General features: G+C 68.9%; 20 protein-coding genes. 5 read left to right on the top strand and 15 right to left on the bottom strand.

Features of this window, described 5'->3' with window-relative positions:
• Window positions 1-135: 135 nt before the first annotated feature.
• Both JL101_RS05740 and JL101_RS05735 read right to left on the bottom strand, forming a co-directional pair.
• Window positions 136-1,581 carry an FAD-dependent oxidoreductase gene (locus JL101_RS05740; RefSeq protein WP_203103309.1) on the bottom strand — a complete coding sequence of 482 codons (1,446 nt, stop codon included), beginning with the start codon at window positions 1,579-1,581 and terminating at the stop codon, window positions 136-138.
• A gap of 28 nt (window positions 1,582-1,609) precedes the next feature.
• Window positions 1,610-2,734 carry a polysaccharide pyruvyl transferase family protein gene (locus JL101_RS05735; RefSeq protein WP_203103307.1) on the bottom strand — a complete coding sequence of 375 codons (1,125 nt, stop codon included), beginning with the start codon at window positions 2,732-2,734 and terminating at the stop codon, window positions 1,610-1,612.
• Window positions 2,735-2,789: 55 nt separating this feature from the next.
• Here JL101_RS05735 and JL101_RS36485 point away from each other — a divergent pair, with 55 nt between their 5' ends.
• Together JL101_RS36485 and JL101_RS05730 are read left to right on the top strand one after the other, a co-directional pair.
• Window positions 2,790-2,921 (top strand): hypothetical protein, encoded by a 132-nt coding sequence (locus tag JL101_RS36485; RefSeq protein WP_267133549.1) that lies wholly within the window; start codon window positions 2,790-2,792, stop codon window positions 2,919-2,921.
• Between the two features lie 12 nt (window positions 2,922-2,933).
• On the top strand, window positions 2,934-3,107 hold the full coding sequence (locus JL101_RS05730) for a hypothetical protein (protein ID WP_192499293.1): 174 nt from the start codon (window positions 2,934-2,936) through the stop codon (window positions 3,105-3,107).
• 23 nt (window positions 3,108-3,130) lie between these two features.
• On the opposite strand, the gene JL101_RS05725 is transcribed toward JL101_RS05730, so the two are convergent.
• On the bottom strand, window positions 3,131-3,388 hold the full coding sequence (locus tag JL101_RS05725; protein ID WP_203103305.1) for a hypothetical protein: 258 nt from the start codon (window positions 3,386-3,388) through the stop codon (window positions 3,131-3,133).
• 137 nt (window positions 3,389-3,525) lie between these two features.
• Here JL101_RS05725 and JL101_RS05720 point away from each other — a divergent pair, with 137 nt between their 5' ends.
• Window positions 3,526-4,251, top strand: a complete 726-nt coding sequence (locus JL101_RS05720; protein WP_203103303.1) for a ThuA domain-containing protein — start codon at window positions 3,526-3,528, stop codon at window positions 4,249-4,251.
• Between the two features lie 22 nt (window positions 4,252-4,273).
• Here JL101_RS05720 and lon read toward each other — a convergent pair whose 3' ends face one another.
• Both lon and JL101_RS05710 read right to left on the bottom strand, forming a co-directional pair.
• Entirely contained in the window at window positions 4,274-6,667 is a 2,394-nt protein-coding gene (gene lon, locus JL101_RS05715) for an endopeptidase La (protein ID WP_203103301.1), read from the bottom strand.
• 9 nt (window positions 6,668-6,676) lie between these two features.
• Window positions 6,677-7,096, bottom strand: a complete 420-nt coding sequence (locus JL101_RS05710) for an Hsp20/alpha crystallin family protein (protein WP_203103299.1) — start codon at window positions 7,094-7,096, stop codon at window positions 6,677-6,679.
• Window positions 7,097-7,311: 215 nt separating this feature from the next.
• Between JL101_RS05710 and JL101_RS05705 the strand changes: the two genes are divergently transcribed.
• Complete coding sequence (locus tag JL101_RS05705; RefSeq protein ID WP_228435302.1) at window positions 7,312-8,496, top strand: fumarylacetoacetate hydrolase family protein; 1,185 nt, start codon at window positions 7,312-7,314, stop codon at window positions 8,494-8,496.
• Window positions 8,497-9,176: 680 nt separating this feature from the next.
• Here the strand turns inward: JL101_RS05705 and JL101_RS05700 are convergent.
• Together JL101_RS05700 and JL101_RS05695 are read right to left on the bottom strand one after the other, a co-directional pair.
• A protein-coding gene (locus JL101_RS05700; protein ID WP_228435301.1) for an IS630 family transposase occupies window positions 9,177-10,261 on the bottom strand; the annotation gives its coding sequence in 2 pieces (ribosomal slippage) (window positions 9,177-9,772 and window positions 9,772-10,261; 1,086 coding nt in all).
• A 296-nt stretch (window positions 10,262-10,557) separates the two neighbouring features.
• On the bottom strand, window positions 10,558-13,038 hold the full coding sequence (locus JL101_RS05695) for a tetratricopeptide repeat protein (protein ID WP_203102966.1): 2,481 nt from the start codon (window positions 13,036-13,038) through the stop codon (window positions 10,558-10,560).
• 512 nt (window positions 13,039-13,550) lie between these two features.
• Here JL101_RS05695 and JL101_RS05690 point away from each other — a divergent pair.
• Complete coding sequence (locus JL101_RS05690; protein ID WP_203102965.1) at window positions 13,551-14,471, top strand: DUF389 domain-containing protein; 921 nt, start codon at window positions 13,551-13,553, stop codon at window positions 14,469-14,471.
• Between the two features lie 65 nt (window positions 14,472-14,536).
• Here JL101_RS05690 and mutL read toward each other — a convergent pair whose 3' ends face one another.
• The 8 genes from mutL to ileS all read right to left on the bottom strand — a co-directional run bounded on the left by mutL (window position 14,537) and on the right by ileS (window position 26,644).
• A complete protein-coding gene (gene mutL / locus JL101_RS05685; RefSeq protein ID WP_203102964.1) occupies window positions 14,537-16,372 on the bottom strand; it encodes a DNA mismatch repair endonuclease MutL in 1,836 nt (611 codons plus the stop codon).
• 66 nt (window positions 16,373-16,438) lie between these two features.
• Window positions 16,439-17,731, bottom strand: coding sequence for a pentapeptide repeat-containing protein (locus tag JL101_RS05680; protein ID WP_203102963.1), 1,293 nt, complete (start codon window positions 17,729-17,731; stop codon window positions 16,439-16,441).
• Window positions 17,732-17,803: 72 nt separating this feature from the next.
• A complete protein-coding gene (pgi, locus tag JL101_RS05675) occupies window positions 17,804-19,450 on the bottom strand; it encodes a glucose-6-phosphate isomerase (protein ID WP_203102962.1) in 1,647 nt (548 codons plus the stop codon).
• A 155-nt stretch (window positions 19,451-19,605) separates the two neighbouring features.
• Entirely contained in the window at window positions 19,606-20,961 is a 1,356-nt protein-coding gene (locus tag JL101_RS05670) for a M16 family metallopeptidase (RefSeq protein ID WP_228435300.1), read from the bottom strand.
• Window positions 20,958-22,484 (bottom strand): M16 family metallopeptidase, encoded by a 1,527-nt coding sequence (locus JL101_RS05665; protein ID WP_228435299.1) that lies wholly within the window; start codon window positions 22,482-22,484, stop codon window positions 20,958-20,960. Before JL101_RS05665 ends, JL101_RS05670 begins: the two co-directional genes overlap by 4 nt.
• Before the next feature lie 96 nt (window positions 22,485-22,580).
• Window positions 22,581-23,210 (bottom strand): DUF3035 domain-containing protein, encoded by a 630-nt coding sequence (locus JL101_RS05660; RefSeq protein ID WP_203102961.1) that lies wholly within the window; start codon window positions 23,208-23,210, stop codon window positions 22,581-22,583.
• 33 nt (window positions 23,211-23,243) lie between these two features.
• Window positions 23,244-23,801 (bottom strand): signal peptidase II, encoded by a 558-nt coding sequence (lspA, locus tag JL101_RS05655; RefSeq protein WP_228435298.1) that lies wholly within the window; start codon window positions 23,799-23,801, stop codon window positions 23,244-23,246.
• Complete coding sequence (gene ileS / locus JL101_RS05650) at window positions 23,798-26,644, bottom strand: isoleucine--tRNA ligase (protein ID WP_203102960.1); 2,847 nt, start codon at window positions 26,642-26,644, stop codon at window positions 23,798-23,800. The genes lspA and ileS overlap by 4 nt, the downstream gene beginning before the upstream one ends.
• Between the last annotated feature and the right edge of the window lie 20 nt (window positions 26,645-26,664).

Genomic DNA, 26,664 nt, shown 5'->3' with positions numbered 1-26,664 from the left:
GAACAGTATTGACTCGACACAACAGGGCGGCAACGCAAAATAATACCAATTGCGAAGCCCATGAAGACTTCGGCTGCGGTAATTCCTTATAGAAGCCGATTTGATTGCTTCCGATAGCAACTGTTACAGACCGGTTCAGGCCGGATCGCGCAGGCTGGCGCCCTGGCGGCGCAATTCCCGCTGGACTTCGATCGCCGGCACCTGGCGCGCCGCTCCGCCCTGCCGCGCGGCCAGGGCGGCGCAGATCCCGGCCGCCTGCCCGGTCGCCATCGCGGTCGGCGTCACGCGGTAGGAGGAATGGGCCTCGTGGCTGCCGGAGATGCAGCGGCCTGCGACCATCAGGCGATCGACGCCCTGCGGCAGCAGGCAGCGCAACGGGATCTCGTAGTATTCGCCGGGCGGCAGGCGCTTCAAGACCGTACCCCTGCCGGCCGGGTTATGGATGTCGATCGGATAGGAGCCGCGGGCGATGCCGTCATCGAACTTCCGGGCCTCCAGCACGTCGTCGGCGGTCATGCGATAGTCGCCGACGATCCGCCGCGTCTCGCGCACGCCGACCGTGACGCCGCTCTGGATCACGTAGGACATCCCGAAACCGGGAACATAGCCGCGCAGGAAGCGGGCGATCCGGCCCATCTGGACCTTGCCCAGCCGCTCCGCCTCCGTCAGGTCGAACACGTCGGTGCCCAGCACTCCGGTGACCCGGGTGCTGTTGACGGCGATCTCGCCCTCGTGCGGCGTCGCGAAGAACAGGATGTCCTCGCGGGGCAGGTCCAGTTCGCCGTCGGCCGTGGCCTTGGCGATCAGGTCCCACAGGCCATGGACGCCGCGCCATTGGTCGGGGTGCGCCCGGACATAGTCCGCGAAGGCTTGCCGGTCGAAGCCGCCGACCCGGAACATCAGCGTCATCGGCTGCACCCTGCCGTCACCGTCCCGTCCGACGTCGAAACGGGCCCCGGCGAGCGCCGCCACGTCGCCATCGCCGGTGCAGTCGATGATCGTGCCGGCCCGGACCGCGACCGGACCCGACTTGGTCTCGAACACGACGCCCTCCGGCCGCCCCGGCTCGCCCAGGATGCCCGACGCGAAGGCGTGGTAGAGCAGCCTGACGCCGGCTTCCTCGACCACCTCCTGCGCCACGACCTTGTAGGTCTCGGGATCGAACGGAACGGTGTAGCCGGTGGCGCCGGAAGGCGGTATGGCGCCGCCCGCCCCGATCAGCCGTTCCAGGAACGACGCCAGCGCTCCGGCCACGATCGGCTCCCCCGGGCCGTGATCGGTCGGCATCAGCCGGGTATTGTCAACATCGGCAGGCGCGCCGCGCTGGGTGTGGAAAGACATCAAGGGCATGACCAGCGCGGCGGTCGCGTTCCCGCCCAGGAATCCGTGCCGCTCGACCATCACGACGTCGGCTCCGGCCCAGGCCGCCCCCAGCGCGGCCCCCATGCCGGCCGGGCCGCCCCCGATCACCAGCACGTCCGCGGTGCCGGCCAGGATCGCCCGGCGGGGCGGCAACGGGATGGTGGGCGGGTTGGTGGGCGAATTGGGGCCTGCATCGGGGGAAGGCCGCAGGACAGGCATTTACGCCTCCAACTTAGGAATAATTACATCAACAGTCAACAGGCGCCGCGGACCCGAGGTTCAGCGTCTCGACCATCAGCGGCACGGTGCGGCGCGCCTGGTCCTGGAGCCGACCGATCCGTTCCCGCATCTCGCGGCAATGGTCGTCCCGGTTGTCCCACAGCCGGTCCAGCGCCGCCAGAAAGGAACCGGCGCTGTCCTCGTGGACGCCGGGCCGACGGGGCACGCCGAGAGCGTCCAGGAAGTCCTCCACCTTGGTCGCATAGGGCAAGGCCATCAGCGGCACGCCGGATATCGCCGCGAAGATCAGGAAGTGCAGCCGCATGCCCAGGGCGAACTGGAAATGCCGCATCAGTCCCAGCACCTGGCGGGGAGAATAGGCGCCGCGCAGCACGCCGGCACAGTGCGGCGCCGACATCGCGGCGATCACCTGGTGGGCCTCCCGCAGATCGGCGCGCTCCATGGGAACGAACACCACGTGGGCGTCGTAGCGGTGGACGATGAAGTCGGCGGCCTGGGCCAGCACGCCATGGTAGCCGCCGGCATCCAGGTCGGGCGCCGCGGCGCCCCGCTCGCGGATCGACAGGCCGATCAGGCGGCGATCGGCCGGGATGCCCTCCGCGCGCAGCATGTCGCCGGTGAAGGGGGCCGGGTCCAGCAGCAGGGCCGGGTCGGCGGTCACCGTCACCGGCCGCGTGCAGCCGATCTCCTCCAGAAGCCGCTTGGCGGCGACCTCGCGCACGGTGATGCCGGCCATCATGTCCATGCCGTCGCGGACCGCCGCCCGTTCTTCTGCCCCTTTCAAGGGGCCGATGCCGATCGAGAAGGCGAAGGTCGGGACGCCGCGGGCCTGGGCGATCACCACCTCGCGCAGGTACGTCCGGGCCTCCGTGTCGTAGAGGATTCCGCCGCCGCCCAGCAGCAGGACGTCCAGCCGCTCGACCTCCGGGATGATCTCGTCGCGGAGTGCAGTGCGGGGATTGATCGCGCGGTCGACGTCCTGGTTGGCCCTGGTGTGGTCGGCGTTGCGGGAGAAGGCGACGATCTCCACCCCGGGCAAGGCGTTCCGCAATTGGACGATGGCCGAGGCGAGGATCGCCTCGTCGCCCAGGTTAAGCCCGCCATAGGAGCCCGATATCCCGACTATGGGCAAAATCTCACCTTTTCCTGGCCGGGCTCGGGGAACAGGGAACAATCGGCCCCGGCGGGTGATTGAATCTGAACGCCCGTTCAACGAAGCCGTCCTCCAGGAGACCCCCATGGAAAACAACATGAACCACGTGATCGTACTGTCCTCGATCGCCATCGCGATCCTGCTGCTCCTCGTCATCACAGCCTGAGGACACCGCCCCATGACGACCGTCACCATCGAGGGGGAACTGCGCGGACACGTGGCCGGCGCGTTGAGGGATTACATCACCAAGCTGTACGAGCATAAGGCTTCCACTCCCTCCAAGGCGGCGAAGGCCGATTACGACCGCACAATCGCCGAGGTGCAGAAACTGCTGGATACGGTCGAGGCCTAGTGTTCCGGCCGGGACGCCAAGCCTCAGCGTATCCTGGAGATCGCCACCACGGCGTCGTTCCGCTCCCTGACACGGATGCTGAAGCGCCGGCGGCTTCGACACGGCTTGACGTTGACGATGTCGCCGGGATTAAGCTGATAGCTCTTGTCCACGACCTCCGGCTCCTCCAGCGCCTCCTCCTCCGCGGGCGTGGCGAAGCAGGTCCAGATCGTGCCGTTCGGCGTCCGCGCGTCCCGGCGCAGATGCTCGATCGGCTTCGGGCGATGTCTGAAAAGCCCCATGGACTTGGTCTCCCGATGCCAGAGATCTATGATGTGGTGGGTTCGTCGTGCAACCAGCGGGACGGCCTTAAGTTCCAACGCCCGGACCGCTCGTTTGTGCGTCGCAGCGAGACACGGGCCGGCAGATGGGAAACGCCATGGACAGCAAGCCCCTCAGGGTCACGATCTGGAACGAGTTCCGCCACGAGAAAGCCAATCCCGAGGTGGCAGCATTCTATCCCGACGGCATGCACGAGGCGCTGGCGGCCCCCCTCCGCGCCGCCGGCCACGAGGTCCGCACCGCCACCCTGGACGAGCCGGAGCATGGCCTGACAGACGAGGTGCTGGCCGGCACCGACGTCTTGCTGTGGTGGGGCCACCGGCACCACCGCGACGTGGACGACGCGGTGGTCGAGCGGGTCTGGAAGCGGGTGCTGGACGGGATGGGGCTGATCCCCCTGCACTCCTCCCACTTCTCGAAGATCTTCGTCCGGCTGATGGGCACCACCTGCCACCTGAAGCACCGGGTCGCCGGCGAGCGGGAGCGGCTGTGGCTGGTCGCCCGCGGCCATCCGATCGCCGAGGGCGTGCCTGAGCATTTCGACCTTCAGCCGGAGGAAATGTACGGCGAGCCGTTCGACATCCCGCCGCCGGAGGAACTGGTCTTCGTCAGCTGGTTCCAGGGCGGGGAGGTGTTCCGCAGCGGCTGTTGCTACACCCGCGGCCAGGGACGGATCTTCTATTTCCGCCCCGGCCACGAGACCTATCCCACGTACCACCACCCGACCGTCCAGCGGGTGATCGCCAACGCGGTGCGCTGGGCCGCCCCGCGGGACGTGGCGCCGCGGCAATTCGGCCGCAGCGCCCCCTTGGAGCCGCTCTAGGCGGCCAGCCCATCCCCCTTGGTCAGGTCAGCGCCGCCGCGATGGCGTCGTCAACCCGTTCCAGCCAGACGAAGTTCAGCGCGTTACGGGCGGCTTCCGGGATCTCCTCGTAATCCCGGCGGTTGCGCGCCGGCAGCATGACGGTGGTGATCCCGGCCCGCTGGGCCGCCAGCACCTTCTCCTTGATGCCGCCCACGGGAAGCACCAGCCCGCGCAGGCTGATCTCGCCGGTCATGGCGATGTCGCTTCGGATCGTCCGGCCGGTCAGCAGCGAGACCAGCGCCATGAACATGGCGACGCCGGCGCTGGGGCCGTCCTTGGGGATGGCGCCTGCCGGCACGTGGACGTGGATGTCGAACTTGTCGAACTCCACCGGCTCCGGGCCGACCACCTCGGGCCTGGACTTGACCAAGCTGAGCGCCGCCTGCGCGCTCTCCTTCATCACGTCGCCGAGCTGTCCGGTCAGGATCAGCCGCCCGTTGCCCGGCGTCCGGGTCGCCTCGATGAACAGGATGTCGCCGCCGACCGGCGTCCAGGCAAGCCCGGTCGCCACGCCGGGGACGCTGGTCCGCATGGCCGTCTCGCTCTCGAACCGGTGCGGCCCCAGGATCTCCGGCAGATGGCCCGGCTCGACGATGATGTTCGATATCGTCCCCTCGGCGATCCGCATCGCGACGTTGCGGAAGACGCCGCCGATCAGCCGTTCCAGGTTCCGGTTGCCGGCCTCCCGCGTGTAGTAGCGGATGATCTCCCGGATCGTCTCGTCGGTGATGCCGGCCTGCTCCGCCGTCAGGCCGTTGGCCTGGAGCTGGCGGCGGACCAGGTAGCGCTTGGCGATCTCGAGCTTTTCCTCCTCGGTGTAGCCGGGCAGGTCGATCACCTCCATGCGGTCGCGCAGGGGGCCGGGGATGTTCTCCAGCACGTTGGCGGTCGCGATGAACATGACCCGGCTGAGGTCGAACGGCACGCCGAGGTAGTTGTCGCGGAAGGTGCCGTTCTGCTCCGGGTCGAGCACTTCCAGCAGCGCCGCCGAGGGGTCGCCGTGGAAGCCCTGGCCCAGCTTGTCCATCTCGTCCAGCATCATCACCGGGTTGCGGGTGCCGGCCTTGCGCAGCGACTGGATCACCGTGCCCGGCAAGGCGCCCACATAGGTCCGGCGGTGGCCGCGGATCTCCGCCTCGTCGTGCAGTCCGCCCAGGCTGACCCGGACGAAGGCGCGCTCGGTCGCCCGCGCGATGCTCTGGCCGAGCGAGGTCTTGCCGACGCCGGGCGGGCCGACGAAGCACAGGATCGGGCTGCGCCCTTCCGGGTTGAGCTTGCGCACCGCCAGGAACTCCAGGATGCGGCGCTTGACCTTCTCCAGCCCGTAATGGTCCTCGTCCAGGATGCGCCGGGCGGCGGCGATGTCGATCGAGGTGTCGCTCAGCTTCGACCAGGGCAGCTCGATCAGCCAGTCCAGGTAGGTCCGGATCATGCCGTACTCGCCGGCGGCCTCGGGCATGCGCTCCAGCCGGCGCAGCTCCTTGGTCGCCTGGGTCTCGACCTCCGGCGGCATCCCGGCCTTGGCGATGGCCTCGGTCAGTTCCTGGATCTCGACCTGCTTGGCGTCGGTCTCGCCCAGTTCCTTCTGGATGGTGCGGAGCTGTTCGCGCAGCACGTATTCGCGCTGGCGCTCGTCCATGGTCTCCTTGGTCTGCTCGCTGATCCGCCGGGACAGGCGCAGCACCTCGATGCGGTGGGCGAGGAAATTGCCGACCTTCTCCAGCCGGCGGGCGAGGTCGAAGGTCTCCAGCACCTCCTGCTTCTCTTCCGGCTTCAGGTCCATGTAGCTGGCGACCATGTCGGCCAGCGCCGACGCGGTCGGGATGTTCTGGACGGCGGCCAGCAACTCCTGCGGGGCCTGGGGCAGGAGCTGGACCGCCTCGACCGCCTGCTGGCGCAGGTTGTAGAAGCGGGCCTGGATCTCGGTGTCCGTGGCCTCCGGCTCCGGCATCATCTGGACGCGGGCGACCAGGAACGGGTAGCCGTCGAGATATTCCAGCACGCGGAACCGCTGCTGTCCCTGGGTCACCACATGGTGGGTGCCGTCGGGCGCGGTCAGGTAGCGCAGGACGCCGCCCACGGTACCGACCCGGTGGAGGTCGAGGCCGGTCGGCTCGTCCACCGTCTCGTCGCGCTGGAGCACGACGCCGAACGGCTTCTCGGAACGCACCGCGTTCTGGGCCGCCGCGATCGTGCGCGGGCGGCCGACCGTGATCGGCAGGACGGCGCCGGGAAACAGCACGAGGTTGCGCACCGGGACGATCGCGATCGCGTCTTCCGGGAGGGCCAGGGTGTTCTCGGGGGCATTGGCCGGGTTGGCGGCGGGATTGCCGTTGGTGGCGGGGGTGGTGTCGTTCAGGGTGAATGTCGCCATGTCAGCTCCTCAGCCGGCCTTGCGCAGGGACAGCACAAGGCAGCCGTCGGCGAGTTCGCGCCGGCCCAGTTCGAGCGGGCCGGGCGGCAGTTCGATGTGCCGTTCGAACCGGCCGTGGGGTATTTCCATGCGGTGGATCAGGCCGGCGCGGTCGCTGACCGGCAACGCCCGCTCGCCGACGACGATCAGCACGCCGCCGTCGATCACGACCTGGACCTGATCGGGCCGGACGCCGGGCAGAGCCACGACGACCAGGTATTCCTCGGCGGTCTCGATCAGGTCGACCGGCGGCTGCCAAGTCGGCCGCCGCGCGGCGCCGGGATTCCCGGGCGAGCCGGGCTGGAAGAACTGGCGGCGCATCCGCTCCGCCTTGTCCATCATGTCGAGAGCTTCCGCCCACATCCAGATTCGGGGATCACGCGAGGGCATCGAGCCTTTCCCTCCTCAAACGTTCATCGCTATGTCAAGTGGGCATCCAACAGGCGATGTCGAGGGGATGGCACGGTGCCAGACCGGCGTATGGCGCATTCCATGGTTGACGCGGGGTCATTGGACGGATTGGTATGTCCACTTGAATCCCTGATCGCTGTGATTGGTGTCAGAACAAGAAAGCCGCGCCCGAGGGCGCGCGTGGAGGAACCGGAGTGAATAGCCTTCTGCTGAATCCCGAGACATGCCTGCCGGAAGACGGCTGCGCCGGAACCCTGGTCGGCCGAGTCCAGCTCGATGCCGGCCCGGCCGTGGTCGTGGTGCGCGAGGACGGCGTCTACGACCTGACCGCCCTGGCCCCGACCATGAGCACCCTGCTGGACGCCGACGACCCGGCGGCGCTGGTCCGGAAATCGTCGGACCTGCCGCGGATCGGCGACCTTGCCGCGATCCTGGCCAACAGCGCCCACGACTCCTGCGACCCGTCGAAGCCGTGGTTCCTGTGCCCGATCGACCTCCAGGCGGTGAAGGCGAGCGGCGTGACCTTCGTGGCGAGCCTGCTGGAGCGGGTGATCGAGGAACAGGCCCGGGGCGACGCCGGCAAGGCCGAGGCGGTGCGCAAGACCATGATCGACGCGCTGGGCACCGACCTGTCGGAGATCCAGCCCGGCTCCGACAGCGCCACCCGGCTGAAGGAGCTGCTGATCGAGCGCGGCGTCTGGTCCCAGTACCTGGAAGTGGGCATCGGCCCCGACGCCGAGATCTTCACGAAGACCCAGCCCATGGCCTCGGTCGGCACCGGGGCGGAGATCGGCATCCTGGCGGCTTCCACCTGGAACAACCCGGAGCCGGAGATCGTGCTGGCGGTCTCGTCGGCCGGAAAGACCGTGGGCGCCACGCTGGGCAACGACGTGAACCTGCGCGACATGGAAGGCCGCAGCGCGCTTCTGCTGGGCAAGGCGAAGGACAACAACGCCTCCTGCGCGATCGGCCCGTTCATCCGCCTGTTCGACGACACCTTCGGCATCGACGACGTGCGGCGCGCCGAACTGGCGATGACGGTGGAAGGCCCCGAGGGCTACACGCTGACCGGCAGCAGCAACATGGCGAAGATCAGCCGCGACCCGCTGGACCTGGTCGAACAGGCGATCGGCGCCAACCACCAGTACCCGGACGGCTTCGTGCTGTTCCTGGGCACCATGTTCGCTCCCGTGGAAGACCGCGACGAACCGGGCGCCGGCTTCACCCACAAGGTGGGCGACGTGGTGCGGATCGCGACGCCGAAGCTGGGCGCCCTGGTCAACCGGGTGACGACGAGCGACAAGGCGCCGAAATGGGAATTCGGCGTGCGGGCGTTGGTCGCCAACCTGGCGCGGCGGGGGCTGGCGGATAGGATCTGACGGGGGCGGATGTCAGCATTCGTCAGCATCGGGGGGCTGGGGGGCGGCGGCGGAGCGAGGGGGAAGGCGCGATGGCGGCTCGCCCCTCCCCCCGGGGAATGTACGCGAATGTCAGCAAACGACGCGGCGGGGTCCTGGTGTGGTTGCAGGCGCCGGTGCCGGACCCGGCGCGGCGGGGGTTGGCGGAAGTGGGTGTGAACCGGGGCGGATGTCATGATTCGTCTACATCCTCGGGGGCGGGAGGCGGGGAACGGCGCGACGGCGGCCTGCCCCCTCCCCCGGGGAATGTACGCGAATGTCAACAAACGACGCGGCGGGGCGCGTGCTTCCGGTTCGCCGGGCCGGCCACGGGGGCTTCCGGCGCGGTGCCGCGATGCCGCCCGCGTTGGGGTTCGTATTCACGATGAAAAGATCCGGCGCGGGGCGCACGCCGAAGCATAGCGGGAACTCGTGAAGGAATGATTTCCTGGAGCGTGCCGCGGCAGGTTGGTCCGCGCTGTGCCGCCGGGCGATCGGCGATCGTTTGATAAGGACCGGCCAAGTAGAGGCATGGCACGCTCGGTACTCCGTAGGTCGGCTACAGCGAAGCGGCAGCCGACAGCAACGCGCCGCCTGGGAGGGTGCGCGTCCCGCGCACCATGGGCGGCGGGACGCCGCCCCTCCACATAATACCAACGGCATTAGACATCGACCTTCGCCCATGATCTGGTTGCGATGGATCGGATGCGCTGCGGAGTACTTGTGAGAGCCGTCCAAGCCTTGCAGCAGGCATCGACGATGGCTTCATATGAGTCGAAGACGCGATGACTGAGATAGTTCTGGCGGAGGAACTGCCAGATGTTCTCAACCGGATTGAGTTCCGGACAGTAGGGCGGCAGATGGAGCAGGCTGATGTTGTCCGGCACCTTCAGCTTGTCGCCCGGCTTGTGCCAGCCGGCACCATCGAGCACCACTACCGCATGGTGACCGCTGGCGACGTGCCGGCCGATTTCGGCCAGATGCAGGTTCATGGCGTCGATGTTGACCCGGGGCAGGACGAGAGCGGCACCGACGTCCCGGGCGGGACAGACGGCCCCGAACAGGTAGGTCCATTCATAGCGCAGGTCGCGCGCCACGCGCGGCCGGCTGCCGTGATCGGCCCAGACATAGGTCAAGGTGCCTTGCTGGCCGACACGGGCATGGGGCCCCTCCGCCCCATCCTGCCACCATACCTCGACCGGCTTGCTCCTGGCCGCCTCGGGTACTGCCCTGACTATCAGGGCGGCGAAGTTTTTTTATGCGCTTCAAGGGCTTGCGCGTCCTGTTGCGGATGCACGGGCCGAACCGACACGTGCCGGAAAGCCAGGCGCTTGAGCAACGCGCCGACGCTGCGCTCGGCCAGCACGACCCCGAACCGCCGCTCGATGCGCGCCGCCAGATCCTTCCGGCGCCACCGGATCACGCCATCCTCCGCCACATCGGGGCCGGCACGAACCCACTCCGCCACTTCCGCCTCCTGCCCGGCCGTGAGCTTCGGGATGCCCCCAGGAGGCTTGCGATCGGACAAGCCCCGAACCCCTTCGGCATTGTAGCGGTGAACCCAGTCGCACAGCGTTTGACGGTCCATGCCGCAAGTCCGGGCCGCCTCCATCCGAGGCCGTCCGTCCAAGACCAAGGCAAGGGCCAACATACGCCGGGCCGCTTCGATGCTTCCCGCTCGTTGCGCCCGACAACGCAGGTCGCTCGCGCTCAAATCCCGTCGCGTGATCGCAACCGCCGTTCCCATTGCTAAATCTCTCCAAGTCAATGAGCGCAGCGAATCACATTTCATCCTTCAGGGGAATCCTCAATCAGCGAGTCTCTTTTCAATGCCGTTGGTATAAGACAGCGCCTTGGCTAACCGGTAGTTTTTTCATCGCGAAGCGGCAGCCGACAGCAACGCTCCGGCTTTGTCGGGTGCCGCTTCGCTTTACCCGACCTACGGTTGAGCAACTGATTGTTGGCCCGCATTTTTTGGCCGGGGCGGTCCTGCCGAACGCAGACTCGGCGGCTCCCGTCCGAAGATCCGCGCAGGACGGCGGACTACGGCACGGGCACGCCGAGATGCTCGGCCAAGGCGATCAAGGCTCGCGAAAGCTCGGGCGCACGCCCGTACTTCCGCAACGCGACCGGCAACGCCTCGGCTGCCAGCGCTCGCGCTCCCTGGGCATCACCGAGATGCAGGAGCGTTCGGGCAAGATTGCTTATGCTGCCGAGGGTGTCGGGATGCTCGTCGCCCTGCACCCGGCGGCGGAGCGCCAGCACCTGCTCGTGGAGCGCCCGGGCGCCGTCGTGGTCGCCCTGTGCCCGGAGCGTTGCGGCCAGATTGTTCATGCTGGTCAGGGTGTGGGGATGCTCGTCGCTCAGCACCCGGCGGCTGAGCGCCAGCACCTGCTCCTGGAGCGCCCGGGCGCCACCGTGGTCGCCCTGTGCCCGGAGCGTTGCGGCCAGATTGTTCATGCTGGTCAGGGTGTGGGGATGCTCGTCGCCCAGCACTCGGCGGCTGAGCGCCAGCACCTGCTCCAGCAGCGCCTGGGCGCCGCCGTGGTCGCCCTGTGCCCAGAGCGTTGAGGCCAGATTGTTCATGCTGGTCAGGGTGCCGGGATGCTCGTCGCCCTGCACCCGGCGGCTGAGCGCCAGCTCCTGCTCCTGGAGCGCTCGGGCGCCGCCGTGGTCGCCCTGTGCCCCCAGCATTTCGGCCAGATTGCTCATGCTGGTCAGGGTGCTGGGATGCTCGTTGCCCAGCAGGCGTTTCCCGGCTTCGACTGTTCGGCGGAAGTCCGCCGCCGCGTCGGCGTAGGCTCCCCGTGCACGGTTGAAGTTTCCAAGCCACACCAGGAGCGTGGCTGCCGGGGCTTCCGGCAGGTCTTCAGTCAGGGCGCGTGCGTGGGGGACCAGGGGCAGCAGGGCGGCATGGGTGCGAATGTCTTTGGCCTGCCGCATCGCCTCGGTCAGCGCCGCCACGGCGGCGTCGCGCATGGCGGGCGGCGGCTCGCCCTTGTGGAAGCGCAGGGTGCGGCTGACCAGCACGTGGACCGAGACGGCGTCGCCGTCATCCTCCCCGTCGCCCGGAATGTGTTCGGCCAGGGCTTCACGCGTGGCCGCCTTGACGGCTCGGGCGGCTTCGGCCAAGCCGTCAGCGCCGCCCGGCAGCCGGGCGAAGACATCCGCTGCCAGAGACAGGGGGATCGGCGCCGGGGCCAGCAGGGCGGCGAGGTGCAGGAAGCGCAGGCCCGCCGCGTCCAGCCGGTCGATGCTGTCCAGCAGGGTGGCCGCGATCTGCCGGGCATGGTCGGTCGGCAGGTCGTCGGCCAGTTCGGCGGCGAGTTCCGTCGCGTCCTCGGCGGGATTGCGCAGCCGGTCGCGGAAGCCCGCGTAGCCCAGCATCTCGACGGCGGCACCCGCCACATCGACCGCCAGGGCGTGGTTGCCCAGGAGGTCAAGGATCTCCCGCGCTGCCCGCTTGGCGTCGGTGCGCGGGGGCCGGCGGCCGGTCAGGAGTTCGTAGGCTTCCGTGTCCGACAGTAGTCCCAGCCGGTGGACGAAGCCCGCGTCGCCCAGCCCGGTGCCGCGGGTGGTGACCAGGGTGGCGCCGTTGGCGGTCGGAGCGCTCCAGGCGTTCAGGTCGGCCGAGCCGGCGTTCGGCGGCAGGTCGTCCACGATCCACAGGTAGCCGTCCAGGTCGGCCAGTTTCTCCTTCAGCGCGCCCGCCACCGCCTCCGGCCCGAGGCCGGCGGTGGCGATGCCGAGGTTTCCGGCGAAGCCCTGCCGCTGCGCGCCCAGGTCCTGCCCCTGGGCGGCGTTGAGCCAGAAGATGCCGCCGGGATATGCGGCGCAGAAGCGCCGGGCGTATTCCTCCGCCAGCAGGGTCTTGCCGATGCCGCCCATGCCCTGCACCTGGACCAGCCCGACGCTTTCGCCGGTGATCAGCGCGATCCTGTTCTTCGACAGGCGCTCGTCGATCCGCCACATGTCGGGGAAGCGTCCGACGAACCGGCTGGACGCGGCGCGCGGGTTGCCGCCGTACCAGCGCGGGCCGCCGAGGGTCCGGATCTCGCCGAAGCTGCCGGCCAGCCCGTCCAGCAGGGCAGCGGCCCGGGTGGCCAGTTCCTCCGCCGGGACGCCGCGCGCATCGACGTATTTGTTCGCCAGGATGTCGGCCGGATGGAGTTGCCCGGTGCCCGCTTCCGGGTTCAGCGCCAGGATGCGGCGCTCGACCGTCCTGCCGTCGGGGAACTCGTGCCGGGCGGCGATCAGGGCGGAGGTCAGCTCCCACTGGCAGGCGCGGCGGGTCGGGTATGTGGACGAGTACCAGGCCACCAGCATCCGCGCGCGGCCCAGCCCCTCCACGATCCGCCGGACGATGGACTCGCCGTCCGTGATCTCCCGGTCGTCGTGGAAGACGCGGAGGTTCCGCGCCCGCAGTGCCTCGATGACCGGCAACGCCGCCTTGCCGTCGGCGTGGGCGTAGCTGAAGAAGATGTCGTAGTCCCAGCCCATCGACCGCCCCGCCCGGAACAGCATTGTCAACCATTGCGGGCAGGATAGCAGCGGGGGAACCGTATGGGGAGCATTATTGCGCGAAGCCGTTCCCAAAAATGCACATGATCCGACACGCGCGGGAACTCCAAGGCCCGTTTCGCCATCGACCGCCGGCTGGGATAGTGGGAGGGACGCAAGCGTGATTCAGGTTTTTGCCACAGATTACGGCGATGGACATAGATACGGACCGGATCATCTGGGTATATCACTGTAATCTGTGGCAGAATCCCTTTCTCCCGGTACAGGGTCGTTCAGGGCAGGCATCTTTATTTAGCCGCAGATACACGCAGATTAACACAGATATTTATGAATTACTTATCTGCGCCCATCTGCGTGGATCTGTGGCCAATCTTCTTTGTTCAATGCCGGCCTCGTTCAAGGCAGGCCGGAAGCGGGCCGACGTGATGATGGAATTTCCGGCCACTCTTCGACGTGCCCGACACGCCTCTCCGCCGGTTTAGGGGTCACCCCGTCCCCGATGCATGGAGGGCACATTGCCCCGCACGATCACCATCACGACCTCGCCAGGCACGCGGAACCGCATAGCCGAACGCCTGCGGGACCAGCCCGGGATCGCGAGCGTCACTCTGCACCGAGGCGCCGCCATGGGGTCCGACGACGACGTCCTGACCGTGGACCTGACCAACAATGCCGCCCTCGACGTGATCAGGCTCCTGGATGCCATGGGAGTGCTGGAGGCAGGATCGGTCACGGTCAGCGAGCCTTCGGTGGTGATCTCGTCCGGCGACGCGCGCCCCCTCGACGAGGAGGGGAACGAGGCGATCTGGGAGGAGGTCGGGTCGCTGTTGCGGCGGGAGTCGAACCTCTCCATCAACTATCTTCTCCTCATGACCCTGTCCGGAGCCGTCGCCGCGTTCGGGCTGGTCACGGACACCCTCCATGTCGTGATCGGAGCGATGCTGATCGCACCGGGTTTCGCGCCCTTGCTGCGCATCGCCTTCGGAGCGCTCGGGCATCGCGGCGGAATGATGGCGGGGATCAAGTCGACCGTCGCGGGATACCTTCTGCTGGCGTTCGGGGCGGCGCTCGGCATGGCCCTCGCCCTGGCGCTGCACGAGAACACGGTCTCCGACCTGACCAGCCTGCACTGGGTGAACTACTGGTCGAAGGTCGAGGCGACAGGGGTCGCGACCTCGCTGATCGCCGGGATCGCGGGCGGCGTCATCACGTCTTCGCGGCAGACCGTCTTCGCCACGGGCGTCATGATCGCCCTTGCGCTGGTGCCGAGCATGGCGCTGGTCGGCATGGGGCTCGGCTCGGGCAATGTCGAACTCGCGATCGATGCCCTGGGGCGTTGGGCTGTCGAGGCCTTCTGCGTTCTCTCGGCCGGCGGGATCACCCTCGCCGCCAAGAAGCGGCTGCTGCATCGGCGCAAGCGCGTCGGGCCGAGCTGATCAGGGGCCTGCCCGGTGGTTTCGACGAGGTCCAGGCGTCGGGCCGCAGCACTGGCGATGGCGGCCTACCGCCGGCCGAACAGCCGCTCGATGTCGGACAGCTTCAGCTCCACGTAGGTCGGGCGGCCGTGGTTGCACTGGCCGCTGTGGGGCGTGGCCTCCATCTGGCGCAGGAGGGCGTTCATCTCGTCCTGGTTCAGGCTGCGGCCGGCGCGGACGGAGCCGTGGCAGGCCATGGTCGAGCAGACCGCGTCGAGACGTTCGCGCAGGCTCAGGGCGTCGCCCAGTTCGGCCAGTTCGTCGGCGAGGTCCCGCACGAGGCCCTTGATGTCGGCCTTGCCGAGCAGGGCCGGGAACTCGCGAACCACCACGCAGCCGTCGCCGAACGGCTCCAGCACGAGGCCGAGCTCGGCCAGCTCGTCGGCCCGCGCCACCAGCCGGGCGGCGGAGGGCTCGTCCAGTTCGACCACCTCGGGGATCAGCAGGCCCTGGCGCTTGACGCCGCCGTCGACCAGCGCCTGCTTGACCCGCTCGTAGACCAGCCGCTCGTGGGCGGCGTGCTGGTCCACGATCACGATGCCGTCGCCGGTCTGGGCCACGATGTAGGTGTTGTGGAGCTGCGCCCGCGCGGCACCCAGGGGATGGTCGGGCGGCGGGGCCTGCTCCGCTGCGAATGCCATCGCGGTCGCCGGCCGGGCCGAGGGCTGGGAGGCGAAGCCGGTCAGCGGCGCCTGGAAGGATGACACCGCTTCGGCCAGGTCGCGGGGTATGTGGGACGATCGGGCGCCGGCGGGCGCGTACTGGAAATCGAACCGGGACGGCGCCTGCGCGAAGGCGGGGGACTCGGTCCGCGGGGTGAAGGCGTCCAGGGTCGCGGCGCCGACGGTGTTGGAGGCGCGGTGCCCCGCCTGGGCCAGCGCATGCCGGAGCGCGCCGACGATCAGGCCGCGGACCAGGGCCGAATCGCGGAACCGGACTTCCGCCTTGGCCGGGTGGACGTTGACGTCCACTTCCTCCGGATGGATGTCCAGGAACAGGGCCAGCATGGGGTGGCGGTCGCGGGCCAGGAAGTCGGCATAGGCGCCCCGCACCGCGCCGACCAGCAGCTTGTCGCGGACCGGCCGGCCGTTGACGAACAGGTATTGGTGGCGCGCGGTCGGCCGGTTGAGCGTCGGCAGGCCGATATGGCCGGTCAGGTTGACCGCGCCGCGTTCGGCGACGACCGGGATCGCGTTGTCGGAGAATTCCCGGCCCATCAGGGCGCCGAGGCGGGTCAGGCGGGCGTCCAGCAGCTCGCCCTGGGATGCCGACAGGCGTATCGGGGTGCGCGCGTCGCCCGACACGGAGAAGGAGACGCCGGGATGGGCCATCGCCAGCCGCTCCACCGCATCGACCGCGTGGTCGAACTCGGTCCGCGGCTGCTTCAGGAACTTCAGGCGTGCCGGGGTCGCGTAGAACAGGTCCCGCACCTCGATCCGGGTGCCCTGCGGATGGGAAGCCGGGGCCACCCCGCCCTTGGCGCCCCCCTCGACGGAGATGCACCACGCGCTGTCGGCCCCCCTGGCCCGGCTGGTGATGGTCATGCGGCTGACCGCGCCGATCGAGGGCAGCGCCTCGCCCCGGAAGCCGAGGGTCGCGATGTTCAGCAGATCCTCGCCGGGCAGCTTGGAGGTGGCGTGGCGCTCGACCGCCAGTTCCAGCTCGTCGCCGGTCATGCCGCAGCCGTCGTCGGTGACCGCGATCAGCGAGCGGCCGCCGTCGCGCACGATCACGTCGATCCGGGTCGCCCCGGCGTCCAGGGCGTTCTCGACCAGTTCCTTGACCGCGGCGGCCGGGCGTTCGACGACCTCGCCGGCGGCGATGCGGTTGACCAGGGTTTCAGGCAGGCGGCGGATTGTCATGGACCGACATGTACGCATCCCGGCCGGTCCTGTCACCAGCCATTGACGAAAATCACATGAGGAAAATCACAGCTTGAGGCCGGCCACGCCTTCCAGGTTGGCGGTCTGGACGGCGCTGCGCTCGACCCGGGCGCCGAACAGTTTGGCGTTCCGGAAATCGGTCTTGGTCATGTCGGCGCCCAACAGGTTGGCGAAGGACAGGTCGGCGCCGGCGAAGTTGACCCCGCGCAGGCAGGCGCCGCTCAGGTTGACGTAGCGCAGCTTGGCCCCCTCCAGGTCGGAGCGCATCGCCCGCTTCTCGTCCAGCATCAGCGGCCGAAGGTTGGCGCCGCTGAGGTCGGCATTGTTGAGCTTCGCGCGCTTCAGGTTGGCGCCGCGCAGGTCGGCCCCGGCGAGCTTGCAGGTCCGGAAGTCGCTGCCTTCCAGGTTCGCCGCCTGGAACTGCACCGCCTCCAGGTTCATGCCGTAGAAGGTCGTCCCGGCCGCCGCGACCATGGTCAGGCACATGCGGGCCAGCGAGGGGCAGCCGCGCAGGTCGTAGCCGCTCAGGTCGATCTTGCTGCCCTGGGCGCCGCCGCTGCCGATCCAGAGCGTGTGGAGACGCGCCAGCTCGTCCAGCGGCTTGCCAAGCTGATCGGCGGACTGGCCGGCCGGCTGGTCGGTCAGCATGTCCTCCATGTCGGCGCCGGCGGTCTCGGTCATGGTCATGGACGCGCCGGTCAGGACGGCGCCGCGCAGGCAGGCGCCGCGCAGGTCGGCACCGCTGAGATCCGCCCCCTCAAGGTTGCTGCCGCTGAAATTGGCGCCGCGCATGGTCGCGCGGACCAGCTTGCAGCCGCGCATGACCGCGTCGGTGAAGTCGGTGTGGAGCGCCATGGCGCCGGACAGCCGCGCGTTGGTCAGGTTGGCGCCGCTCAGGTCCGCCCCGGAAGCTTCGGTCGGCTGGCTTTCCACCTGGACGATCTTGAAATTGCCGCCCCGGTCGGTCTCCGCCAGGGTGCCGTCGCGCAGGTCGCTTTCGAACAGGTTGGCGCCGATCAGCACGGCGCCGCGCAGGCAGGCGCCGCGCAGGTCGGTCTTGACCAGGCTGGCGTTCTCCAGGTTGGCCTGCCGGAGATCGCAGGCGAACATCGCCGCGCAGTCCAGGCGGACGCCGGCCAGGTTGGCGCCCCGCAGGGCGGAGCCGACGAAGTCGGCATGCGCCAGGTCCCGGCCCGCCAGGCTCAGCCCGGACAGGTCGAAGAAGGACAGCGTCGCCCGCGATCCCCCCATGCGGGCGTTGCGGAACATCTCGTGCCGCCGGACGACATTGTCGAGCTGTGCCTGATCGATCCGCGTCAGAGGACGGGACTGGGACATAAGAACCTGCGCACGCCGAATTGGTTACTTCGAAATACCATGGACAGCATAGCGTGCGCAGGCGGGTCCGCGCTACTCCCGGCACGCCTCGATCAGCGCTGATGTCGACGAATCATGGCCGGTGGGCGGCGACGCCTCGGAAAGCTCCGGCAGGATTGCCTTGGCGAGCTGCTTGCCCAGTTCGACACCCCACTGGTCGAAGGAATTGATGTTCCAGACGATCCCCTGGGTGAAGACCTTGTGCTCGTACAGGGCGATCAGCATGCCGAGCGTGTGCGGATCGAGCCGCCGGAACAGAATCGAGTTGGTCGGCCGGTTGCCCTCGAAAACCTTGTGCGGCACCAGGGCTTCGAGCGAGTCGCCGATCACCCCGGCCCCCTGGAGCTCGGCGCGGACCTCCTCGGCGGTCTTGCCGCGCATCAGCGCCTCGGGCTGGGCCAGGAAGTTGGACAGCAGGATCGGATGGTGCCTGCCGACCGGGTTCTGCGTCTCGACGGGCGCCAGGAAGTCGGCCGGCACCAGGCGGGTCCCCTGGTGGATCAGCTGGTAGAAGGCGTGCTGGCCGTTGGTGCCGGGCTCGCCGAACAGGATCGGCCCGGTCGCGTAATCGACGCGGTTACCCTGGCGGTCCACCGACTTGCCGTTGCTCTCCATGTCGAGCTGCTGGAGATAGGCCGGGAACCGGTGCAGGTACTGGTCGTAGGGCAGCACCGCATAGCTGTCGGCGCCGAGGAAGTTGGCGTTCCAAACCCCGATCAGCCCGAGCAGGAGCGGCAGGTTGGATTCCGGCGGGGCGTTCCGGAAATGCTCGTCCATTGCGTGGGCGCCGGCCAGCAGCGCCTCGAAATTGTCCATGCCGATGGACAGGGCGATCGGCAGCCCGATCGCGGACCACAGGCTGTAGCGCCCGCCGACCCAGTCCCAGAAGCCGAACATGTTTTCCGGGTCGATGCCGAACTTCGCGACCTCCGCGGCGTTGGTCGAGACCGCGACGAAGTGCCGGGCGACCGCGGATTCGTCCGCGACCGTCTCCAGGAACCAGGAGCGCGCGGTGTGCGCGTTGGCCAGGGTCTCCTGGGTGGTGAAGGTCTTGGACGCGATGATGAAGAGGGTCGTGGCCGGCCGGCACTTCTTCAGCGTCTCCGCCATGTGGGTGCCGTCCACGTTGGAGACGAAATGCATCCGGAGGTCCGGATGGGCGTAGGGCTTCAGCGCCTCGCAGACCATGTAGGGGCCGAGGTCGGAGCCGCCGATGCCGATGTTGACCACGTCGGTGATCTGGCCGCCGTCGTGTCCGGTCCAGGCGCCGTCGCGGACGGCCTGGGCGAATCGCCCCATCCGGGCCAGCACGGCGTTGACCTCGGGCATCACGTCCCGCCCGTCCACCAAGACCGGCCGGTTGGACCGGTTGCGCAGCGCCGTGTGCAGGACGGCCCGGTCCTCGGTCGTGTTGATCCGTTCCCCGGCGAACATGCGGTCGCGCCACCCGGCCACGTCCTGCTGGCGCGCCAGGTCGAGCAGCAGGCCCATGGTCTCCTCGGTGATCCTGTTCTTGGAGTAGTCCAGGGTCACCGCCCCGCCGGGTCCGTCCAGCCGCGCCGAGAACCGGGAGAACCGGTCGGGATCGCGCGCGAACAGGTCGCGCATGTGCACCCCTTCCATCCGGGAACGGTGCGCCGCGAGGGCCTGCCAGGCGGGGGAATCGGTCAGGGCGGACATGGAGATGTTTACCTCTCTTCGGTCGATCCAAGTGTCGCCGGATGAACGCGGCAGACGCCGTTTCGGCCCCGCGTCCGCCAGTGCATCTCCGGTGCGCATCTCCGGCGCGGGCGCGCACATCATGCTATCGCACCCGCGCTCCGCTTGGAAAGCCGTCAGCTCGGGACGTCGTCCCTGGTCCGGGTCGGCTCGACCCCCTCCGGCCGGCCCACCACGACGGTCAGCAGCGCCGCCGGATCGAGCAGCCGCCCGGCGACCCGCCTGACGTCCTCCAGGGTGACGGCGTTGATCAGGTCGGACCGGCGGTCGAGATAGTCGATGCCGAGGTCGTCGCGCTGGACCTGGAGCAGCACGTCGGCGATCGCCTCGCTCGACGTGAACTGGAGCGGGAAGGAACCGGTCAGGTAGGTCTTGGCGTTGTCCAGCTCCTCCTGGGTCACGCCCTGCTCCTGCATCCTGCGCCACTCCGCCTTCATCAGGTCGACCATGGTGCCGGCGTTCTGGTTGGCGGTCGAGCCGCCGGCCATCACCAGGGCCGCGTGCTGGAACGGCACGAGATAGCTGTAGACGCCGTAGGTCAGACCGCGCTTCTCGCGGATCTCCTCCATCAGGCGGGAGCTGAAGCTGCCGCCGCCCAGCACATAGTTGATGATGGTGGCCGGGAACCAGTCGGGGTCGTTGCGCTTGACGCCGGGCTGGCTCATCAGGACGACGGTCTGCGGCAGCGGACGCGGCACCAGCACGGTCTCGCCCGCCCCCTTCGGCACCGTGTCGGCCGGCGGCTCGACCGCCGCCTTTTCCGGCAGGCCGCCGAAGATGCGGTCCAGCACCGGGCCGAGCTGCTCGGGCGTGATGTCGCCGGTCACGGCGACGGTCAGGTTGTCCTTGGCGAAGCGCTGGCGGACGAAGGCGCGGAGATCGTCCCGCTTGATCGACTGGACGCTCTCCGCCGTGCCGCGGGCGCGCCTGCCGTAGGGATGGTCGGGGAAGGCCGTCTCGTACAGGGCGCGGCGGGCCAGGAAGTCGGGGTCGCCCTGCTCCCGGCGGATCTGGGCGAGCACGCCGCTGCGCATCCGTTCCACCGCCTCCTTGTCGAACCGGGGTTCGGTCAGGGCCAGCCGGGCCAGCTCGAAGGCCTCCTCCTGGGTCTCCACCAGCGTCTCGACCCCGCCGTAGAAACCGTCCACCGTGGCGGTGAAGCTGATCGAGATGGAATTGTCGGCCAGCCGCCGCTGGAACTCCTGGCTGTCATAGGGGCCGGCCCCCTCGTCCAGCAGGGTGGACGCGAGGTTCGCCAGCCCTTCCTTGCCGGCCGGATCGGTCTCGACCCCGCCTTCGAAGGCGAACTTGATGGCGAGCAGCGGGATCTTGGTGTCCTGGACCAGCCACGCCTCGATGCCGCCGGGGCTGACCACCCGCTTGATGTCGATCGCCCGGGCATCGGAAGCGAAACAGGCCAGGGCCAGGAGGAAGACGGACAGGAAGGCCGGCATCGAAAGGCGGCGCGTCATCGGATCACTCCCGAATCGTTGGACCGGGACGGAGCGGCTCCGGCTCCCGTCGCTGGAGTCTGGCCGGAGGGCTGGGTTGCGGGCTGGGCATTGGGCTGGGCGGCGGCTTGGCGCACCGGGGCGGGCAGCAGCAGGCCGGTCACGGGGTTGGCCTGACCCAGCACCGCGCGGGCGGCTTCGTTGACCTGCTCGACCGTGACGGAAGCGATCCGCTCCGGCCAGGCCTCGACGTCCTCGACGGTCCTGCCGGTGGCGAGCGCCACGCCGAAGCTCATCGCCGGGCCGCGCAGGCTGTCGCGGGCGAAGATCGCCTCCCGCTCCAGCCGGGTCTTGGCCGTCTCGACCTCCTCCGCCGTGACGCCCTCCCGGGCGACCTTCTCGAGCTGCTCGACCAGCGCCGCTTCCAGCTTGTCCATGTCGACGCCCGAGTTGGGGCTGACATAGGCGCCGAAGACGGAGGTATCGAAGGCGTCCGGCGAATAGCCGGTGCCGGCCGAGGTCGCGAGGCGCTGCTCAACCACCAGCGACCGGTAGAGCCGGCTGGTGGCCCCGCCGCCGACGATCTCGCTCAGCACCTGGAGCGGATAGGCATGGACCGTCTCGCCCCTGTTGTAGCTGGGCGCGTGGTACAGGCGGCGCAGGCTCGGCTGGCGGACCTCGGCGTCGCGCAGGATGACGCGGCGCTCCGCCGCGAAGGGCGGCTCCTCGACCCGGACGCGGGCCGGAACCGGACGCGGCGCGATCGGCCCGAAATATTTCTCGGCGAGCGGACGCACCTGCTCGACGGTCACGTCGCCGGCGACGACCAGCACGGCGTTATTGGGAGCGTACCAGGTATGGTAGAACTGGTTGGCGTCGTCGCGGGTCAGCCCGGCGATCTCGTTCGCCCAGCCGATGATCGGCGTGCCGTAGGGGTGGTGGACGAATAGCGAGGCCTGGACCAGCTCCGACAGCTTGTCGCCGGGCTCGTTCTCGGTCCGCTGGCGGCGCTCCTCCAGGACCACGTCGCGCTCCGGCAGCACGGTCTCGTCGGTCAGGCGGAGGTCGGCCATGCGGTCCGCCTCCATCTTCATGACCAGTTCCAGCCGGTCCGCCGCGACGTTCTGGAAATAGGCGGTGTAGTCCCAGGAGGTGAAGGCGTTGTCGCGGCCACCGTTGCGGGCGACGATCCGGCTGAACTCGCCGGGCTTCAGCTCGTCGGTGGCCTTGAACATCAGGTGTTCGAGGAAATGGGCGATGCCGCTCTTCCCGGTCTCCTCGTCGGCGGCGCCGACCTTGTACCAGACCATGTGGGTGATCACCGGCACCCGCCGGTTGGTCACCACGACCACCTGCATTCCGTTGTCGAGCATGAAGCTCTCGGGGAAGAAGACCCCCTTGCGGGCCTCGGGCTCGGGGGCGGTGGCCGGGACCGGCTCGGCGGGCCTCGGCGGCTCCTGGGCCAGGGACGGCCCCCAGGCTCCGAACAGCAGCAGGGATGCGAGAACGGGCGCGGCGATCAGCCTGCGCGACGGTTCGGCCACGGCAACACCTCACTGGAAAGGCCAATGCAGGACGGAAACCCGCGCGCGGCATGCCGCGGGTCCCCATCGGACAGACAAGTAGCTGGGCGCGGAAGGCTAATTGAACAAGCCTTCGAGCGGCGCCTTGCGCCGGCGCTCGATGATCGGCGTGTCGCCTTCGGTCACCGGCTTGCCCAGCGCCGCGTTCTCGCGCAGGCGCTGCTGTTCCTGCTGGGCGTTGACGACGGTCCCGGGCTCGTCGGGCGTCTGCCAGAACAGCAGGCTGTCGATGAACCGCTTGTCCTGGGCCGCGAGCGTCACCGACTCCCGGTTCACCGTCGAGCGGATACCGGGCTGGACTTCGACGGCACCGGCTTGGGCGAGCAGCGCCGCCTCCCCGGTGGTGGCGGCCGGGCTGTTCGCCACGGCCTGCTGGCGGGTTTCCGGGGCCGAGCCGAAGACCGCCGACGCCGCCTGCTGGCGGGTCTCCGCCTCCTGCGGGCGGGGTGCTCCCGGCTGGGGCGGGCGCAGCCGGTATTCCGGCGGAACGGCGAGCGGGGCCCGGGTCACGACGCTGAACTCGTCGGGCGGCGTGCGGTCCAGGCCGAAGGTCTGGCGCGCGCCGCTGCATCCGGAAAGCACCAGGGCGCCCAGCGCCAGACAGACCAGCGGTGCCATGGGCCGCCGGCCCGGCCGGCCGCGGTCGGGCGGGTTGTGACGGGGATGAGAGGTGCTGATCACGTCCATTGCCGTTTTCTCTTTATCCAGCTCGCGTTGTCTTCAGGCTCTGTCCCGATCGTCCTTCTCCGGCCGGGAGTGGTCCCGCCCGCCTCCGAACAGGCTGTCGAGCACGATCAGGATGACGCCGACCGATATTCCCGTGTCGGCCACGTTGAATGCCGGCCAGTGGTATCCCAGGACATGGAAGTCCAGGAAGTCCGCCACCGCGCCGAACCGCAACCGGTCGATCACGTTGCCGATCGCACCGCCGATGACCATGCCGATGCACACGGCAAGGAACGGACGGTCCGCTCGGCGCAGCCATGAGAGGAGGAAGCCCACGATGCCCAGCGCAACCGCAGATAGCACATAGGGCATGAACTCCGCCTCATGCCAGAACAGGCTGAAACTTACACCCCTGTTCCATGCCATGACCAGATTGAAGTAGGAGGTGACCTCGATCACGCGGGGATCGTGCGCCATTCCCACGACCTCGAGCATCCACCACTTCGACGCCTGGTCCAGGATCATCACGAAAACGGCGATGATAAGGCCGGGACGGATCATCGATCGGGAACGCGCCATCCGGCCGGCCTCGCCGCGGGTCTGGTCGGTCATTCCGCGGCCTCGGGCAGGTGTTCGACCGCGTCGGAGCAGCGGTGGCACAGGGTCGGATGGGCGGCGTCGGTCCCCACCTCCGGCAGGACCCTCCAGCAGCGCTCGCACTTGTCGCCGTCGGCCAGATCGGGAACGACCCCGACGCCCGGCACATCCTCCAGCGTGAAGGCGCCGTCGGGCACCGGGCCGTCGACCACGCGGATCGCCGAGGTGATCGCGACCTCCGCCAGGTCGACGCCTTCCAGCGCCGCGTGCAGTTCCGGCGTGACGGTCACGACCGGGGCCGACTGGAGGGAGGAGCCGATGCGCTTGTTCGCCCGCTCCAGCTCGAGGGCGCCGGTGACGACCCGGCGGACGTCGCGGACCACTTCCCACTTCTTCGCCAGATCGGGGGCCGACCACTCCGGGGGGATGTCGACGAACCTACGCAGATGGACGCTCGGGACCGGGCCGTCGTTGCCGTAGCGGCTGAGCCAGGCCTCCTCCGTGGTGAAGCACAGCACCGGGGCGAGCCACGCGGTCAGGCACGAGAAGAGCTGGTCCAGGACGGTCCGCACCGACCGCCGTCGGACCGAATCGGGCCGGTCGCAGTAGAGGCTGTCCTTGCGCACGTCGAAGTAGAAGGCCGACAGGTCAACCGCGCAGAAGTTATGCAGCGCCGTGAACAGGCTGTGGAAGTCGTAATCGTGGATGCCCTGGCGGACGGTCTCGTCCAGCTCGGTCAGTCGGTGGAGCACCCAGCGTTCCAGCTCCGGCATCTCGGACACGTCGATCCGCTCCTCCTCCGAGAAGTCGGCGAGCGCCCCCAGCAGGTAGCGGAGCGTGTTGCGCAGGCGCCGGTACAGGTCGGCCTGGAACTTCAGGATCTCCGGCCCGATGCGCAGGTCTTCCGAATAGTCGGAGCCGACGACCCACAGGCGCAGGATGTCGGCGCCGTACTTGTCCACGACCTCCTGCGGGGCGGTGACGTTCTTCAACGACTTCGACATCTTGCGGCCCTGCTCGTCGAGCACGAAGCCGTGGGTCAGCACCGCGTCGTAGGGCGCCCGGCCGCGGGTGCCGCAGCTCTCCAGCAGCGAGGAGTGGAACCAGCCGCGGTGCTGGTCCGAGCCCTCCAGGTAGAGCGAGGCCGGCCATTGCAGGTCGGGCCGTGCTTCCAGCACGAAGCTGTGGGTCGAACCGGACTCGAACCAGACGTCCACGATGTCGAACACCTGGTCGTAGTCGGCCGCCGCGTAGGCATCGCCCAGGAAGAACTGCGGGTCCCGGGCGAACCAGGCGTCCGAGCCCTCCGTCTGGAACGTATCGGCGATACGGTCGAGGACGGCCTGGTCCTTCAACGGCTCGCCGGTCTTCTTGTCGATGAACAGCGCGATCGGCACGCCCCAGGCGCGCTGGCGGCTGATGCACCAGTCCGGCCGGTTCTCGATCATCGACGCGATGCGGTTGCGCCCCTGGGGCGGCACCCAGCGGGTGTCGTCGATCGCCTTCAGCGCCACCTGCCTCAGCTCGTTCGTCTCCATGGAGATGAACCACTGCGGAGTGGTGCGGAAGATCAGCGGTGCCTTCGAGCGCCAGGAATGGGGATAGCTGTGGACCAGCTTGCCCTTGGCCAGCAGGCCGCCGGCATGGGCGATGGCCGAGATCACGGCGCCGTTGGCGTCGCCCGGCTTGCCCGCGGGCGTGTAGACCCGCTTGCCGGCGAACAGCGGCACGTGCGGATAGTAGGAGCCGTCGTCGTCCACCGTCTGCGGCACCTGGATGCCGTGCCTGCGGCCCAGGTTGAAGTCGTCCTCGCCGTGGCCGGGGGCGATATGGACGAAGCCGGTGCCGGCATCCGCCGTGACGAAGTCGCCCGGCAGCAGCGGCACCGGGAAATCGTAGCCCTGGCCGTGCAGCGGATGGGCGCAGCGGGTGTCGGCCAGCCGGGCGCCGGGGAGAGTGTAGAGCTGGCGCCATTCGGTGATGCCGGCCGTCTTCGCGAGGTCGCCGGCCAGCGCGGTGGCGACCACCAGCCGTTCCCCGACCCTGGCGCCGCTGCCCTCGGCCACGGCGGCCACCTTGAACACGCCGTATTCCATGTCGGGGCCGTAGCCGATCGCGCGGTTGCCCGGCAGCGTCCAGGGCGTGGTGGTCCAGATCACGACGGAGGCGTCGTCCAGCTCCGGCGTGGCGGGGGCGGAGACCGGGAACCGCACCCAGACCGTGGTAGAGGTATGGTCGTGGTACTCGACCTCGGCCTCGGCCAGGGCGGTCTTCTCGACCACCGACCACATGACCGGCTTGGCGCCCTTGTAGAGCCCGCCGTTCATCAGGAACTTGTGGATCTCCCGGACGATCGTCGCCTCGGCCGGGAAGGTCATGGTCATGTAGGGGTGCGACCAGTCGCCCATCACGCCGAGCCGCTGGAACTCCTCGGCCTGGATATCGACCCATTCCTGGGCGAACTGCCGGCACTCCGCCCGGAACTGGAGGATCGGGACCTGGTCCTTGTCCTGCCCGGCGGCGCGGTACTTCTCCTCGATCTTCCACTCGATCGGCAGGCCGTGGCAGTCCCAGCCCGGCACATAGACCGAGTCCTTGCCGAGCATCTGCTGCGACCGGCTGACCACGTCCTTCAGGATCTTGTTGACCGCGTGCCCGACATGGATGTTGCCGTTGGCGTAGGGCGGGCCGTCGTGGAGGATGAATTTCTCCCGGCCGGCCGACTGTTCGCGCAGCCGGTCATGGAGCCCCTGCTCCGCCCAGCGCCGCAGCAGCTCGGGCTCCTTCGCGGGCAGGCCGGCGCGCATGGGAAAATCGGTGCGGGGCAGGAAAACGGTCGATTTATAGTCGCGGGTCATGATCGGGTCCAGGCAGCCGG

Source organism: Skermanella rosea, from assembly GCF_016806835.2.
Taxonomy (GTDB): Bacteria; Pseudomonadota; Alphaproteobacteria; order Azospirillales; family Azospirillaceae; genus Skermanella; species Skermanella rosea.
Note: the sequence above shows the minus strand (reverse complement) of the source record. Positions and strands in the feature narration are given on the sequence as shown.

Bases quoted from the DNA above. Each gene is read 5' to 3' on its own strand.
- JL101_RS05740 (WP_203103309.1), bottom strand. From the start codon at position 1,581: ATGCCTGTCCTGCGGCCTTCCCCCGATGCAGGCCCCAATTCGCCCACC.
- JL101_RS05730 (WP_192499293.1), top strand. From the start codon at position 2,934: ATGACGACCGTCACCATCGAGGGGGAACTGCGCGGACACGTGGCCGGC.
- JL101_RS05725 (WP_203103305.1), bottom strand. From the start codon at position 3,388: ATGGGGCTTTTCAGACATCGCCCGAAGCCGATCGAGCATCTGCGCCGG.
- JL101_RS05720 (WP_203103303.1), top strand. From the start codon at position 3,526: ATGGACAGCAAGCCCCTCAGGGTCACGATCTGGAACGAGTTCCGCCAC.
- lon (WP_203103301.1), bottom strand. From the start codon at position 6,667: ATGGCGACATTCACCCTGAACGACACCACCCCCGCCACCAACGGCAAT.
- JL101_RS05710 (WP_203103299.1), bottom strand. From the start codon at position 7,096: ATGCCCTCGCGTGATCCCCGAATCTGGATGTGGGCGGAAGCTCTCGAC.
- JL101_RS05695 (WP_203102966.1), bottom strand. From the start codon at position 13,038: ATGCTGTTCCGGGCGGGGCGGTCGATGGGCTGGGACTACGACATCTTC.
- mutL (WP_203102964.1), bottom strand. From the start codon at position 16,372: ATGACAATCCGCCGCCTGCCTGAAACCCTGGTCAACCGCATCGCCGCC.
- JL101_RS05680 (WP_203102963.1), bottom strand. From the start codon at position 17,731: ATGTCCCAGTCCCGTCCTCTGACGCGGATCGATCAGGCACAGCTCGAC.
- pgi (WP_203102962.1), bottom strand. From the start codon at position 19,450: ATGTCCGCCCTGACCGATTCCCCCGCCTGGCAGGCCCTCGCGGCGCAC.
- JL101_RS05670 (WP_228435300.1), bottom strand. From the start codon at position 20,961: ATGACGCGCCGCCTTTCGATGCCGGCCTTCCTGTCCGTCTTCCTCCTG.
- JL101_RS05660 (WP_203102961.1), bottom strand. From the start codon at position 23,210: ATGGACGTGATCAGCACCTCTCATCCCCGTCACAACCCGCCCGACCGC.
- lspA (WP_228435298.1), bottom strand. From the start codon at position 23,801: ATGACCGACCAGACCCGCGGCGAGGCCGGCCGGATGGCGCGTTCCCGA.
- ileS (WP_203102960.1), bottom strand. From the start codon at position 26,644: ATGACCCGCGACTATAAATCGACCGTTTTCCTGCCCCGCACCGATTTT.